The following is a 15,118-nucleotide window of genomic DNA, read 5'->3' as shown; positions in this document are numbered from 1 at the left end:
AGGCAACTACTCCTTCAGCATATTTAGATAGAGCTCCTCAAGATCTTTTACATACTGATGGGTATTAAACAAAGGGGCATTAAGCCGATTTGACTCTTGTTTTAAGCGGAGTTGCTTCAATACATCAGGATTTCTCGCAAGCTGTAGCGCTTTTTCGCGATACTCAGCATCCGTATTGACTACTAATTCTTGCATACCTAATGCATTAAGCTGACTAGCGGCAACACGGCTTGCAAAAGTATCGCCAATTTTCGTTAGTACTGGAACACCGGCCCATAGAGCATCAGCTGCAGTAGTATGGGCATTAAAGCGAGGGGTATCTAGGAAAAGGTCGATTAATCTCAAGCGACTCAGGTGGTCAGCCCTACTTGGAACGCGATCAGCAAAAATAATTCGGGCTGGATCAATGCCTATATCTTGAGCACTTGTTTGCAAATTGATGATTGCTAGTTCAGAAGGTTTTGTTAGCCATAAAACACTATTTGGCGTTTCTGCTAGTAGATCCATCCATAACGCAAAAATTTGCGGTGTAATTTTGTAAGGGTTATTGAAGCAAGAATATATAAAACCAGCTTCAGGGAGTCCCTGGCTTTGTCTTGTGGGTAAAGCGCCAAACTCATCTCGAGAAATCTTTGTATCAGCCGGGAAAAATGAATGCGGAAGATAGGCCAACTTTTCAGAATAGTATTCCTGTTGATCCTCTGGAACTACTATCTGATCGGCAAGTAAATAATCATAAAAACTGGCGCCAGTAGTACCTGCATAACCAAGGTAACTCAGCTGCACCGGCGCAATTCTTCGAGCAAAAATGCCAGTTCTAGCTCCAGCAGTATGGCCATTCAGATCAATCGCTATATCGAGATCATGCTCCATTATTAATTGATGAGCATCTGCATCATTAATTCCAAAAATATCATATGAAGAATCAAAAGCATTTGTTAAGGCAATTTCAAGAGAGTCTTGGACCCTTTTATTTAGAAAGTATCCTGAAACATGAAATTTAGAGCGGTCATGATACGGAAGCAAATTGTCCATCAAAATACCAACCGGATGATTTTTAAAATCTGTAGAAAAATATCCAATGCGAATTTTTTCATCTTTAGCTCGAGCCGGTATTAAGGGCCGTGTTGCGTTGATTACAGGAATGCGATTATGAATAAAAATTCCAGCAGCCTGTTTCTGTAATGCTGAGCCAGCTTCAGTCTGAAGCATGATAAATGGAGGAACTGCAGCTTTCCCCGCAGCGACCTCCTTCAATGCTAGAGTGCTTTGCTCTTCATTATTTGCCCAATCACAATGAAGAGATAAAGAATTTAGTAATTGACCCAGTAAAAACGGTAATTGAGGTTTAATTTCAAATGCTCGTAAATAATGTTTCAAAGCAAGCTCACCATGCTTTAATTCTGTTAAAGCATTTGCCTTGTTATACCAAGCCTCCCCATAATTTTGATCTATTGCGAGGGCTTTGTCATGAGATTCGCACGCCTCAGCAAACCGGCCCAAGTCAAATAATGCATTACCAAGATTTGTCCAAGCCTCAGCATAGTTAGGATTCTCATTCAAAGCTTTTTGAAAGCAACTTATTGCTTCATCTGGTCGCCCTTGATCTGCCAACAAATTACCTCGATTAGACCAAGCTAGAAAATATTTCGGATCTATTTGAAGCGCTTTATCGTAACAAAGGGTTGCTTTTTCATACTGACGTAGCTTTCCATACGCAGTGCCCATATCAGTCAAGATAGAAGCATTATGAGGAGCTAATGTATTAAGTTTTTCAAATGTTTTAGCAGCATCCTGAAAACGCTCAGCTGCATACTGTGCTTTGGCTAAATTCGTTAGTAGATCTTGATTTTTAGAGTCAATGGATGCAGCTCTAGCCAGTGGGTCTATCGCCTCAATAAATCGTCCTTGCATTGCCATTGCCAAGCCCTGAACCTGAAGCGTAGTTACATCCTTTGGGTTGATGCGAAGAATGGCTCGAGCAATGCGCTCGGCAGAATCAAGCCGCTGCTCCTGAAACTCCTGAAGCATTCTTTGGAGCATTGGTGTGTAGGGTTGAGCCATGCTTTATTGAGTCATTACATTAGATCGCCGCGGCAATCGCCTTACCCAGTTCATCAGTCTTGGCATTGCCACCCAAATCTGGGGTTAATGGAGCTTGTCCTGGGCCTGAGGCAAGTACTTTCTCGATGGCTGTAAAAATTGCCTTGCCTGCCTCTGGATAACCAAGATGATCTAGCATCATCGCCCCACTCCAAATTTGGCCAATGGGATTGGCAATCATCTTGCCGTAAATATCCGGTGCGGAACCATGTACTGGCTCAAATAATGATGGGAACTTCCCTTCTGGATTAATACTTCCGGATGGTGCCACTGCAATCGTACCAGTGCATGCTGGACCCAAGTCCGACAGAATGTCGCCAAAAAGATTACTGGCAACCACTACATCGAAGCGATCTGGATTCATGACAAAGTGAGCAGCCAAAATATCAATGTGATATTTATCGGTTCGCACATCAGGAAATTTCTTTGACATCGCCTCAACACGCTCATCCCAATATGGCATTGTTATTGCAATACCATTTGATTTGGTTGCTGATGTGAGATGCTTCTTTGGACGGCTTTGAGCTAAATCAAAGGCATATTTCAGAATTCGGTCGACGCCGTGTCTGGTAAATACGGACTCCTGGACAACAAACTCACGGTCTGTGTCTGGAAACATCTTGCCGCCAACGCTGGAGTATTCGCCTTCGGTATTTTCACGTACCACGAAAAAATCGATATCTCCAGGCTTACGATTGGCTAGTGGGCAAGGTACACCAGGCAATAGGCGTACAGGACGTAAGTTGACATATTGGTCAAAGCCACGGCGGAACTGAATCAAGCTACCCCAAAGCGATACATGATCAGGCAAGATATCGGGCATACCCACTGCGCCAAAAAAGATGGCATCGTACTTCATCAAAGTATCAAACCAATCATCCGGCATCATCTTGCCATGTTTTAAATAGTAGTCGCAGCTTGCAAAATCAAAATGATCGAACTGCATACCTAAATTAAATTTGCGATTGGCTGCCTCTAGTGCGCGGACACCCTCAGGCATCACTTCTTTTCCGATACCATCGCCTGGAATAACGGCAATTTTTGGATTCTTAAAGATTTTTTTTGCGTTCATAGTTTTATGTCTCCAAAAAATAATGTTTCTAATTAAATGTATTAACTAATCGCTCGACGAATATCATCTGTAGTTTTGCTGCCCTTGCCAACAGACTCACTATCGTGATTGCTCGTATTTTCAATAGTCTCCAGCGCCGCCTCTTCCATCCTAATATTATCCTTCGGACAAATCGGCGCGCCATAACTCGCCCACTTCTTTAGTAAAGTGACCTCATAACCACATTGACCGCACTTAGCTTTACTTCTGCTTGCATTGCTCGGTCTTGGTGGAGGAAAAACAATAGCCTGATGTGGATAAGGACCCAGCTCCTGACTAATCATCATCAGCTTCACAGTCAATTCTTCGGTAGCATGCGCCATCCTAGCTGGCCCCTCAAGGCCGACTGTTTGTGCAATCCCCTTGAAATCCTCTCCATGACCACTAAAGCAGTCATCTACAGCATGACACAGCTCATGCACCAAGGTATCCAATAATTGAACGGGATCATCTAACTTAGGAGAAATAAAAATCTCATTCACCCCTCCGCCTGAACGCTCACGAGGCCAACATTGACCTAAGGTCGTGCGAGGACTGCTGGAGGCAGGGAACCCGCAAGAGACTCTCACTGGCGGTATGGCGTACCCTGCTTTAGAAAACACGGGTTCAAGATGCTTAACAGCATCCTCAAGCCATGCTTCTCGTACTGAATGTTGCTTCATATTGTGTTAACTATCTAATCGAAAAAACGTAAATATCGATGATACGACATCGACTCCTGGGCTTTGCTTGACCAGAACTTAATCCAAAGTGATGTGCGCGGCTTTGATTGCTTTGCTCCAATAGGGCAACTCTTTCTTTAGCAAAGCATCTGTTGCTGTGGGATTGAGATAGCGTAGTTCCACGCCAGCAGCATCTGCACGCTCCTTCACTTCTGGGAGCCCCAAACTTTGCTTCACGGAGTCCGTTAACTTGGCAATAACCCGGGCTGGAGTTCCTGCGGGGGCATACAAAGCTACCCAGGACTCCAATTGAAATGTGGGTAAACCAGCCTCTATGGTAGTGGGTACATTTGGCATGCCTGGATGACGAGTTTTACCAGTAACAGCTAAACCTTTGAGTTTGCCGCTTTGGATATGCTGCATCAGCGAAGGTGGCGTGGAAATAAATACTTGAACTTGACCGGCAAGGACATCCTGGATCGCTGCACCAGATCCTTTGTATGGCACATGGACCATATCAACCCCGGTTGTTTGCTTAAAGATCTCAGTACCAACATGGGAGACAGAACCATTGCCTTGCGAAGCATAATTTAACTTGCCGGGATTGGCTTTTGCGTAAGCAATAAACTCAGTTAGGTTATTGACTGGCACAGATGGATGCACTGCAATCACATTCGTAGAGACTGTTAATAAAGCTACTGGTGAAAAATCTTTAATTGGATCCCAGGGCAATTTATCCATTAATGCTGGATTACCTACGTGATAGCCGGAATAGGAAATCAACAAGGTATAGCCATCCGGCTTGGCTTTAGCAACATACTGATAAGCAGTATTTCCACTAGCACCAGGTTTATTGTCCACAATCACGGGCTGCCCAATCACACGACTGAATGGTTCACTTAAGAGTCGCGCAGAAGTATCTACCAGACCTCCAGGAGGATTGGGAACCACCAAGGTAATCGGACGATCCGGAAAGGTTTGTGCCATACCCAGCTGCGCTGCAAGCGCTACAGTAAGCGCTACTAAGGTATTGCGAAATAAACATAGGTATGCCATTGATGTCTCCACAAGTCTTTTTATCGTTGCCCAACCTTCACACTACCAAACACAGCCTGAGCTTCCCGGGGTAAACAACGCCAATAACGCTCATTGGCCACGACCTTGCCATCCAAGGCTGCAGCTGCTTCCCAAGCCCAACGGGGTTTATATAAAAATGCTCTAGCCAGGGCAATTAAATCTGCATCCCCATCTTGCAAAATTGCTTCTGCCTCATGTGGATCGGTAATGAGACCTACCGTCATCGTTGGTAAGCCAGATTGCTCTTTGACAACTTTTGCAAAAGGGACCTGATATCGAGGGCCTAACTGAATGCTTTGTTTTGGTGAAATGCCGCCTGAAGAAATATGCACAAAATTGCAACCCAAGGGTTTTAATTGCTGGGCAAAATTGGCTGTCTCTTCTGGAGTCCATCCACCTTCTAACCAATCACTAGCTGAAATCCGAATACCCAATACCCCTTGATAAGCAGCCCTCACAGCGGCAAATAATTCCAAAGGAAACCGAATGCGGTTTTCAAAAGAGCCTCCGTATTCATCCTGACGTTGGTTGGAGATGGGCGATAAAAATTGATGCAAGAGGTAGCCGTGGGCCCCATGCAGTTCAATACCATCTACGCCGATACGCTGGGCTCGCTCTGCTGCCATCACAAAATCAGCAATAAGCTGTTTGAGTTCTGCCCTAGAAAGTTCATGCGGCAAACGTTCGCCTTCAAGTTGAGCAATCGCTGAAGGTGCGACCATTTGCCAACCACCTTGATCCTGTGCAAGGAGTTGTCCGCCATTCCAGGGAGTAGCACTCGAAGCTTTGCGCCCTGCATGCGCTAATTGAATGAAGACTGGTGTTGCAGGTGCCAACGCTCTCGCACGACCCAACTTATCTTTCAATGCAGCCTCAGTACGATCATCCCAAAGCCCTAGACAGGCTGGAGTAATTCTGCCCTCTGGAGTCACTCCGGTAGCTTCAATAATGAACAGGCCAGCGCCACCATTCAGTAAATTGCCCCAGTGCATGAGATGCCAGTCCGCTGCCTCGCCATTGACGGCGGAATATTGGCACATGGGAGCCACCACAATCCGATTAGCCAACTCCAGGGGGCCACGTGGGGAATTAAGGGTGTAACTTGAAAACAAGAGACTCATGGGGTGCCTTATAAAGCCAAAAAGGCTCAAAATAGACGAAAATTACCGTAAAGCGATAGAATACTTAAAAAGCAGAATATACGAGACAGTGAAGTCCTGCCGGCTAAATTGCCCCAGGGCTTTATTTATCCAAAAACCCCTAAATTACCCTAAATAAGAGACTATGAACGCACCTCAAGCCTTTGAATCCACCGTAGATGTCGGCCACTATATTGGCGGCAACATCGTTAACCCCAAGGATGGGCGCTTTGCTGACGTATACAACCCCACCAAAGGAATAGTAGCCCGTAAAGTGGCTCTGGCTAGCCGTGCTGAAGTCGATGCTGTTGTTGCTGTTGCTCAAAAGGCTTTCGAGTCCTGGAGTCAGACCAGCCCACTACGTCGCGCACGCATTCTCTTTAAGTACCTTGAATTACTGAACGCCAATCGTGATGAATTGGCTGCCATGATTACTGCAGAGCATGGGAAGGTTTTTACCGATGCTCAAGGTGAAGTCACGCGTGGCATTGAGATTTTAGAATTTGCTACTGGCATCCCTGAATTACTGAAAGGCGACTACAGCGAGCAAGTTTCAACAGGTATCGATAACTGGGTTATGCGCCAACCGCTTGGAGTGGTGGCTGGCATCACTCCATTTAACTTTCCAGTCATGGTTCCAATGTGGATGTTCCCTGTAGCAATTGCTTGTGGTAACACCTTTATCCTCAAACCAAGCCCAACAGACCCATCTGCATCTCTTTTCATGGCCAAGCTCTTGAAAGAGGCTGGTTTACCAGATGGCGTATTTAACGTTGTTCAAGGCGATAAAGAAGCAGTAGATGCTTTGATTGAAAACCCAGATGTGAAAGCGGTCAGCTTTGTTGGCTCGACTCCAATCGCTAACTATATTTATGAGCGCTGCGCTCACTTTGGTAAGCGTTCCCAGGCCTTGGGTGGCGCTAAGAACCACATGGTCATCATGCCTGATGCCGATATTGATAAAGCAATCGACGCATTAATCGGCGCTGCTTACGGCTCAGCTGGAGAGCGTTGTATGGCAATCTCAGTAGCGGTATTAGTAGGAGATGTTGCCGAAAAAATCATGCCAAAACTGATTGAACGCACCAAGACCCTCAAGGTTAAGGATGGTATGGAGCTTGATGCTGAGATGGGCCCGATCGTTTCCAAAGCTGCGCTTGAGCGCATCACTGGCTACATTGAGAGTGGCCTAGCTTCTGGAGCAAAGCTCTTAGTGGATGGCCGTGGCTTGAAAGTACCGGGCAATGAGAACGGCTTCTTTATCGGCGGCACTCTGTTTGATAACGTCAAGCCTGATATGAAAATTTACCTTGAAGAAATCTTCGGGCCTGTTCTGTCATGCTTGCGTGTGGCTAACTTTACCGACGCCCTGAATCTCGTCAATTCTTGTGAGTTTGGCAATGGTGTTGCCTGCTTTACTAGTGATGGGAATATTGCCCGAGAATTTGCTCGTCGTGTTCAAGTGGGCATGGTTGGCATTAACGTTCCTATTCCGGTCCCGATGGCTTGGCATGGCTTTGGCGGTTGGAAGAAATCCATCTTTGGCGACATGCATGCTTATGGCAAAGAAGGTGTTCGCTTCTATACCAAACAAAAGAGTGTGATGCAGCGCTGGCCTGAGAGCATTGCCAAGGGTGCTGAGTTTGTGATGCCTACCTCAAAATAAACTCTAGACTTTAGAGTCAAAAAAAATAGCGATCTCCGGATCGCTATTTTTTATCTTGCTTACTCTGACTACTGAAGCGTATTTTTAAGAACCGGAATCATGGGCATGGCCAATACGTCAATGCCCTCTTCCCGCAAAGCCTCTGCCTCATCAAGAGTAGTCTGCCCCCGAATGCTACGCTCTGGGGACTCTTTATAGTGAATCTTTCTAGCTTCTTCTGCAAATGAAGCGCCAACATCCTCTGAACGACCCATCAACTCCCTCATGCCTTTCAGAAACGCTGCCTGCACCTGAGCTTCAAGATGAGTATGGTCAGCACCAGTTAGGGCCACCACTTCACCGCTTAAGTGACCGGTATCGGCTTGGGCAACCGTTAACTCAGTAGAGGAGGATTTAGCAATATGGGGAGCAGAAGGCATGCGGGTGATTTCAGTGCTATCGCACACTGGGCACGCAAGCATTCCTTTGCCTTGCTGGGCAACACAATCTTCTTCAGAGGCAAACCACCCTTCAAAATGATGATCCAAAGGGCAAGCGAGGTTATAAACTTTCATAAAACCTATATAGGGGCAAAAGTACTAAATTCAATACCCCCATTTTAATCGGGTTTATAGCTCAGCTATTCAATTGGGCTTGGGCTCACTAAGCCACGGCGGTAGCGGTCAAGCCAGTACACTGAAATCGTCGTTTTGACGTCTGTAATCTCCCCAGACTCCACCCACTCAATGAGCCTCTCTAAAGGTGCTGCAAAGACGTCTAAAAACTCCTCTTCATCCAATTTGCTAGCCCCAGGCACTAAACCTTCAGCCAGATAGATATCAATAAATTCAGTGGAATACGAGATGACTGGATGGATGCGACGGATAAAGCTCCACTTTTTTGCTGAGTAACCCGTTTCTTCTTCTAGCTCACGCTTCGCACAAAACAATGGTGCTTCATTAGGATCTAATTTACCTGCTGGAATCTCAATACAAGTTTTGGCAATGGGATAGCGATATTGGCGTTCTAAAAGAACTCGACCATCGTTCAAGACCGCAACAATTGCAACAGCTCCCGGATGCGTTAGATACTCCCGAATAGCCTCCTGACCATCCGGCAATGAAACAGTGTCACGCTTCATTTGCAAAAAGATACCGCCGTAGATATCCCCCCCAGAAATACGATCTTCGCGTAAGTGCTGGTCGCCGCCTGGTAAGTCTTCAAATGATTTTTCAGTCATAGCTAGATACCTTCATGCAAAAGAATTTCCCCATCATACAAAACTTCAATGTCCATTGCGTGAGCCACAAACAATAAAGGCTCCAGTCAGGAGCCTTTATTGGTCAAATAAATGAATCTTAGGACCCTAATAGAGTCCGACGCATTGCATCCAAACATAAGCCCATCAAGCTAGAAGGCACTATGCCAAGCACTAGCACCAAGATCGCATTCAATCCCAATATTCCTCTAGCGGCTCCTGATCCACTGACGGTCACCTCATGCTCAGGCTCATCAAAGTACATGACCTTCACGACGCGCAAGTAATAAAACGCACCAATTAAAGAGGCAATCACCGCAATAATTGCCAAGAAGGTGTGTTCAGCATCAACTAAGGCCTCAAGAACTCCAAGCTTAGCTGCAAAACCAACGGTTGGCGGAATGCCTGCCAAGGAGAACATCATGACGAGCCCAATGAAAGCGTACCAAGGATGCTTCTTATTCAAACCCTTTAGACCATCTAAAGTTTCGCAGTCATAGCCTTTGCGAGACAAAGCCATTAATAAGCCGAAAGTTCCGAGTGTTGTTAATACATAAGTAATCACATAAAACAATGAGGCGCTAAATGCATGCTCATCGAATACAGACAACATGCCCAAGAGTACAAAGCCCATTTGCGCAATAGCTGAATAGGCCAACATACGCTTTACATTGGTTTGGGCAATCGCTGTAACGTTACCAACCACCAGCGAGAGGACAGCCAGCAGCACTAGCATTGGTTGCCAATCACCCAAGAGAGGTAATAAGGTATTGACCAATAAGCGGAACAATAATGCGAATGCAGCAAGCTTGGGAGCGGCAGCAATCATCAGGGTGACGGCCGTTGGTGCGCCTTGATAAACATCCGGCACCCACATGTGAAATGGCACAACACCAAGCTTAAAGGCTAAGCCAGCTACGATGAATACCAAACCAAAAGCCATGACTAGATGGTTAATTCGGGGATCAGCTACAGTTTTAAAGATTTCAATCAAATCAAGTGAGCCAGTCACACCATATAGCATCGACATGCCGTAGAGCAAGAAGCCAGAAGCTAATGCTCCCAAGATGAAATACTTAATACCGGCTTCAACACTCTTCTCCTGAGTGTGACGCATTGCTACTAGCGCATAGGTTGGCAGTGCCATTAACTCCAAACCGAGATACAGAGTCAATAGATTGGCGCCAGAAATCAATACAAATTGTCCAAGCAGTGCCAACAATGCCAGCGCAATGAAGTCAGGGCGGAATAAAGCTCGATCTGTGAGATATTGCTTTGAGTAAATCAAAGCAACCAAGACCGCTCCACAGGAGCAGGCTTTTAGTAAATTGGATAGTGGATCTGATTGAAATAGGTCATTCATTGCAACCAGGGTTGGATCACCTAAGCGGCCAACAAAAGCAAAAATCAAGAAAGCGAGCAGAATGATCGAGAAGAAATAAAAGAATCCAACGCCACGTGGGGTATGGAAAATATCTTGCTCAACTCCAGGAGTAGAGGCCACTCTCTCTGGAACAAAAACGCTTGCCACCAACAATAAACAAGTGGCAACCAGTAAAACAAGTTCCGGCATGATGGCGTATAGGTCGAATGCTTGCATTTGCGTTTACTCAGAGTTTGCTTACAGCAACATGCTGTAGCAGATTAATTACGGCTGGATGAATGATGCCAGTAAATGGCTTTGGGTAGATACCCATTCCCAGTACGCAGATGGTCAACACTGTCATCATGAAATATTCACGTGCATTGAGATCTTTTAATGCCTCCACGTGTGCATTATTGACGGCACCAAAGAACACGCGTTTTACCATCCAGAGTGAGTAAGCTGCACCGAGGATCAAGGCAGTAGCAGCCAAGATACCAATGACAAAGTCATAGTCAACTGCAGCCAAGATCACCATAAACTCCCCCACGAAACCAGAAGTTGCAGGTAAACCGCAGTTAGCCATTGCCATCAATACCGCAAAAGCGGTAAATGCTGGCATACGATGCACAACACCACCGTAATCTGCGATTTGGCGTGTATGCATCCGATCATATAAAACACCGATCGAGAGGAACATAGCACCAGCTACGAAGCCATGAGAAATCATTTGCACAATGCCGCCCTCAATACCAAGCGGGCTAAAGAGGAAGAAGCCGAGCGTTACAAAACCCATATGAGCAACAGATGAATAAGCAACCAACTTCTTCATATCTTTTTGCACTAGCGCTACTGCGCCAACATAAATCACTGCTACCAAAGAAAGGAAGATGACAAAAGGTCCAAGGTATTGGCTAGCATCTGGGGCAATTGGTAATGAGAAACGCAAGAAGCCATAAGCTCCTAGTTTGAGCATGATGGCCGCCAAAACTACTGAGCCACCCGTTGGGGCCTCAACGTGAACGTCTGGCAACCAAGTATGCAAGGGCCACATAGGCACCTTCACAGCAAAGGCCATAAAGAATGCTGCAAATAAGAGAATTTGTTCAACAATATCTAAGCGAGCATTTTGCCAAGCCAAGATATCGAAGGTATTCGTGACGTTGTAAAGGTAAAGCATTGCAATCAAGGTCAACAATGAACCTAACAAGGTATACAAGAAGAACTTAAAGGCAGCATAAATGCGATTATGTCCACCCCAAACACCAATAATGATGTACATCGGAATCAAGGTTGCTTCAAAGAATACGTAGAACAACAATGCATCTAGCGCACAAAATACGCCGATCATCAATCCCGAGAGAATCATGAAGGAAGCTAGGTATTGCGAAACCTTTTTATCAATAACTTCCCAGGCGGCAATCACTACAAAAATATTAATGAAGGCAGTTAAAACAATGAACCACACTGAAATGCCGTCAATACCAAGATAGTAATTAATGTCGTAACGCGGAATCCAGCTGAGCTTCTCTACAAACTGCATTCCTGGATTAGCAATATCAAAATGAATAACTAGGGGTAAGGTAGAAATAAACCCAAGGATTGCGCCGATCAGCGCTAACCAGCGAACGCCTGCAGATGGCTTCTCTGACCCATAAAACAAAATAATGAGTCCGAAAACAATCGGGGTCCAGATGGCATAAGAAAGAGTCATAGTGGCTACTTAAGTAACAAAGGCCTAGCGAACAAAAGGCAGGTAAGCATACAAAACCCAAGCTAGCAATACTGCTAAGCCTGCAATCATTGCAAAGGCGTAGTGATAGAGATAACCGGATTGCAAATGGCGGATGACGCCGGCAAAACGCCCTACAGTGTGTGCGCTGCCATTAACAAAGAAACCATCAATCACCTTCTGGTCACCGCGGTGCCATAAGATGCCGCCTATCCAAATGAGGCCTTTCGCAAATACTGCTTGATTGAAATCATCAAGATAGTATTTGTTATCAAATAGCTTCTTAATTGGTGCAAATGCTTCAGCTACCTTGGCGGGTAATTTAGGAGCCCATAGGTAACCGATGGCTGCAGTCAATACGCCAAGGACTACGAGGAGCAGAACCGGGGAAGTAAAGGCATGGATTGCCATGGCAATCGGACCATGGAACTCTTCTTCGAGTTCTTTCATGACTGGATGACGTGCAAGATCAATAAAGATTGAGTCACCAAAATACGTCCCGAATAACAACGGCGTAATCGTATAAAAGCCAATAATGACGGATGGGATAGCTAAGAGGATTAATGGCAAGGTCACTACCAAGGGTGACTCATGGGGTTTCTCGCCGGGTGCCAAACCATGATGTGCGTGATCATCACCCTGCTCTGCATGCTCATGATGGTCATGTGCATGCGCATCAGCGTGACCCCAGCGCGCTTTACCGTGGAAGACCCAGAAGTACAAACGGAATGAATAGAGTGCCGTAACAAAGACGCTCGCCATTACTGCGAAATAGGCAAAACCAGATCCTGGAATATGGCTAGCAGCAACTGCTTCAATGATGGAGTCTTTGGAATAGAAACCAGAGAAGAATGGTGTACCGATCAAAGCGAGATTACCTAGCAGCATCATGAGACAGGTAATTGGCATGTACTTCCACAGGCCACCCATTTTGCGCATATCTTGCTCATGGTGCATCCCTAAAATCACGCTACCAGCAGCAAGGAATAACAACGCCTTGAAGAACGCATGGGTCATCAGGTGGAAAATAGCAACTGGATACGCTGACACACCTAGAGCGATCGTCATGTAACCCAACTGAGACAAGGTGGAATATGCAACAACGCGCTTGATGTCATTTTGGACAATGCCCAAGAAGCCCATGAAAAGCGCTGTAATCGAGCCAATCACCAAGATAAAGCTCAAGGCCACATCAGAGAGCTCAAATAATGGTGACATCCGTGACACCATGAAGATACCAGCAGTAACCATGGTGGCTGCGTGAATCAATGCGGAAATCGGGGTTGGACCTTCCATTGAGTCTGGCAACCAAACATGCAATGGAAACTGAGCTGATTTACCCATCGCGCCGATGAATAAGCAAATACAAATTACAGTGATTAAATTCCAGCTAGTGCCTGGTAATGTTTGCGCTGCCAAAGCGGTATTTTGAGAAAAAATAACGTCGTATTGCATTGAGCCGGTGCTTGCTAGCAATAAGCCAATACCAAGAATGAAGCCAAAGTCACCAACGCGATTGACTAAGAATGCTTTCATATTGGCAAAGACAGCAGACTGGCGCTCAAAATAGAAACCAATCAAGAGATAGGACACAACGCCCACTGCTTCCCAACCAAAGAAGAGTTGGAGCAAGTTATTACTCATCACAAGCATTAACATCGCAAAGGTAAATAAAGAGATATAGGAGAAAAAGCGGTTATAGCCCTCTTCACCATGCATGTAGCCAATCGTATAAATGTGGACCATGAGCGACACAAAAGTCACTACGCACATCATGGTGGCTGTTAATGGATCAATTAAGAAACCAATGTCTAAATTGAGCTCACCCAATTGCATCCAACGATAAACGGTGCCATTGAAGTAAAAACCATCCATTACCTGGGACAACACATTGCAGGACAGTGCAAATGCAATAGTCACACCTAAGATGGTGACGAATTGACAGGCGCCATGACCAATGCGGTTACCGCCTAATTTGGTACCAAAAAAACCAGCGATTATCGAGCCAATGAGTGGCGCCAGCGGAATTGCGCAAAGAACAGGAATATTTAAGGTCAATTGCATGACTAGCCTTTTAGGTGGTCAAGATTGTCAGCATCAATGGTGTCGAGCTTACGGAACAGCACAACCAAGATTGCCAAACCAATAGCTGCTTCAGCAGCTGCCACAGTCAGAATGAAAAATACGAATACTTGACCCGCCATATCTCCTAAGTAATGAGAGAAGGCAACAAAATTCATGTTTACCGCAAGGAGCATCAACTCAATTGCCATCAGCAAGACGATGACATTTTTACGGTTTAAGAAAATACCAACGACGCTGATAGCAAATAGGATTGCACCAAGCACCAAATAGTGAGCTAGAGTGATATTCATTTCTTTTCTCCTCTAGCATCTTGTTTCGCAGCCATATCCGAACCCATTTTGACAATGCGCATACGATCAGCAGCAACGACATTGACCTGCTCATGAATATTTTGCGTTTTAGAGTCTTTGCGATTGCGTAATGTTAGTGCTACTGCCGCAATAATGGCTACCAAGAGGATCACACCAGCAACCTCAAAGGCATAAACATAATCCACAAAAATTAATCTACCCAAAGCGAGCGTATTGTTAGCGGCGATCTCTTCAGGCATCGCCTGAACCGGCACATTTGTACCGATGAAGCTGCGAATGATCACAATCGACAACTCCAGCACAATCACTGCGCCCATTAGGAAGGCAACTGGTAAAAACTTTTTGAAATCACGGCGTAAATGTTCGATATCGAGATCTAACATCATCACCACAAACAAGAAGAGCACCATCACGGCACCAACATAAACCAGAATGAGCGCCAAACTCAAGAACTCGGCCTTAAGCAACATCCACAAGCCAGAAGCGCAGAAGAATGACAGGACTAAGAACAAGGCTGCGTGCACTGGATTGCGAGCTGTGATCACACGAACTGCCGAAATGACGAGCAAACCCGCAAATCCGTAGAAGAAAACAGAAAATAATAAGGATGGATCGAATGTCATAGTCATCTT

At 45.5% G+C, this 15,118-nt stretch carries 13 protein-coding genes; 1 reads left to right on the top strand and 12 read right to left on the bottom strand.

Annotation, left to right across the window (positions count from 1 at the left end; genetic code table 11):
• Window positions 1–6: 6 nt before the first annotated feature.
• The 5 genes from IEN92_RS07785 to IEN92_RS07765 all read right to left on the bottom strand — a co-directional run bounded on the left by IEN92_RS07785 (window position 7) and on the right by IEN92_RS07765 (window position 6,074).
• Window positions 7–2,064 carry a glycosyltransferase family 41 protein gene (locus tag IEN92_RS07785; protein ID WP_216162423.1) on the bottom strand — a complete coding sequence of 686 codons (2,058 nt, stop codon included), beginning with the start codon at window positions 2,062–2,064 and terminating at the stop codon, window positions 7–9.
• A 19-nt stretch (window positions 2,065–2,083) separates the two neighbouring features.
• Window positions 2,084–3,175, bottom strand: a complete 1,092-nt coding sequence (locus tag IEN92_RS07780; RefSeq protein WP_216863956.1) for a tartrate dehydrogenase — start codon at window positions 3,173–3,175, stop codon at window positions 2,084–2,086.
• A 41-nt stretch (window positions 3,176–3,216) separates the two neighbouring features.
• A complete protein-coding gene (locus tag IEN92_RS07775) occupies window positions 3,217–3,876 on the bottom strand; it encodes a SprT family zinc-dependent metalloprotease (RefSeq protein WP_215373232.1) in 660 nt (219 codons plus the stop codon).
• A gap of 78 nt (window positions 3,877–3,954) precedes the next feature.
• On the bottom strand, window positions 3,955–4,932 hold the full coding sequence (locus tag IEN92_RS07770; RefSeq protein WP_216162420.1) for a tripartite tricarboxylate transporter substrate binding protein: 978 nt from the start codon (window positions 4,930–4,932) through the stop codon (window positions 3,955–3,957).
• A 20-nt stretch (window positions 4,933–4,952) separates the two neighbouring features.
• Window positions 4,953–6,074 carry an NADH:flavin oxidoreductase/NADH oxidase gene (locus IEN92_RS07765; protein ID WP_216162417.1) on the bottom strand — a complete coding sequence of 374 codons (1,122 nt, stop codon included), beginning with the start codon at window positions 6,072–6,074 and terminating at the stop codon, window positions 4,953–4,955.
• Between the two features lie 163 nt (window positions 6,075–6,237).
• Between IEN92_RS07765 and IEN92_RS07760 the strand changes: the two genes are divergently transcribed.
• Window positions 6,238–7,758: a CoA-acylating methylmalonate-semialdehyde dehydrogenase gene (locus IEN92_RS07760; RefSeq protein ID WP_215373234.1), complete on the top strand. Its 1,521-nt coding sequence runs from the start codon at window positions 6,238–6,240 to the stop codon at window positions 7,756–7,758.
• Between the two features lie 68 nt (window positions 7,759–7,826).
• Here the strand turns inward: IEN92_RS07760 and IEN92_RS07755 are convergent, their stop codons facing one another.
• From IEN92_RS07755 to IEN92_RS07725, 7 genes are all read right to left on the bottom strand, one after another.
• On the bottom strand, window positions 7,827–8,312 hold the full coding sequence (locus IEN92_RS07755; RefSeq protein WP_215373235.1) for a DUF1178 family protein: 486 nt from the start codon (window positions 8,310–8,312) through the stop codon (window positions 7,827–7,829).
• Window positions 8,313–8,377: 65 nt separating this feature from the next.
• Window positions 8,378–8,977: an NUDIX domain-containing protein gene (locus tag IEN92_RS07750; protein ID WP_216162414.1), complete on the bottom strand. Its 600-nt coding sequence runs from the start codon at window positions 8,975–8,977 to the stop codon at window positions 8,378–8,380.
• A gap of 118 nt (window positions 8,978–9,095) precedes the next feature.
• Window positions 9,096–10,595: an NADH-quinone oxidoreductase subunit NuoN gene (gene nuoN / locus IEN92_RS07745; RefSeq protein ID WP_216162412.1), complete on the bottom strand. Its 1,500-nt coding sequence runs from the start codon at window positions 10,593–10,595 to the stop codon at window positions 9,096–9,098.
• Between the two features lie 10 nt (window positions 10,596–10,605).
• Entirely contained in the window at window positions 10,606–12,072 is a 1,467-nt protein-coding gene (locus IEN92_RS07740) for an NADH-quinone oxidoreductase subunit M (RefSeq protein ID WP_216162409.1), read from the bottom strand.
• Window positions 12,073–12,096: 24 nt separating this feature from the next.
• Entirely contained in the window at window positions 12,097–14,154 is a 2,058-nt protein-coding gene (gene nuoL, locus IEN92_RS07735) for an NADH-quinone oxidoreductase subunit L (protein WP_215373239.1), read from the bottom strand.
• A 2-nt stretch (window positions 14,155–14,156) separates the two neighbouring features.
• Window positions 14,157–14,465 (bottom strand): NADH-quinone oxidoreductase subunit NuoK, encoded by a 309-nt coding sequence (gene nuoK / locus IEN92_RS07730; RefSeq protein ID WP_215373240.1) that lies wholly within the window; start codon window positions 14,463–14,465, stop codon window positions 14,157–14,159.
• Complete coding sequence (locus IEN92_RS07725) at window positions 14,462–15,109, bottom strand: NADH-quinone oxidoreductase subunit J (RefSeq protein ID WP_215376942.1); 648 nt, start codon at window positions 15,107–15,109, stop codon at window positions 14,462–14,464. Before IEN92_RS07725 ends, nuoK begins: the two co-directional genes overlap by 4 nt.
• Between the last annotated feature and the right edge of the window lie 9 nt (window positions 15,110–15,118).

The organism is Polynucleobacter sp. MWH-Creno-3A4, assembly GCF_018881885.1.
GTDB lineage: Bacteria > Pseudomonadota > Gammaproteobacteria > Burkholderiales > Burkholderiaceae > Polynucleobacter.
Note: the sequence above shows the minus strand (reverse complement) of the source record. Positions and strands in the feature narration are given on the sequence as shown.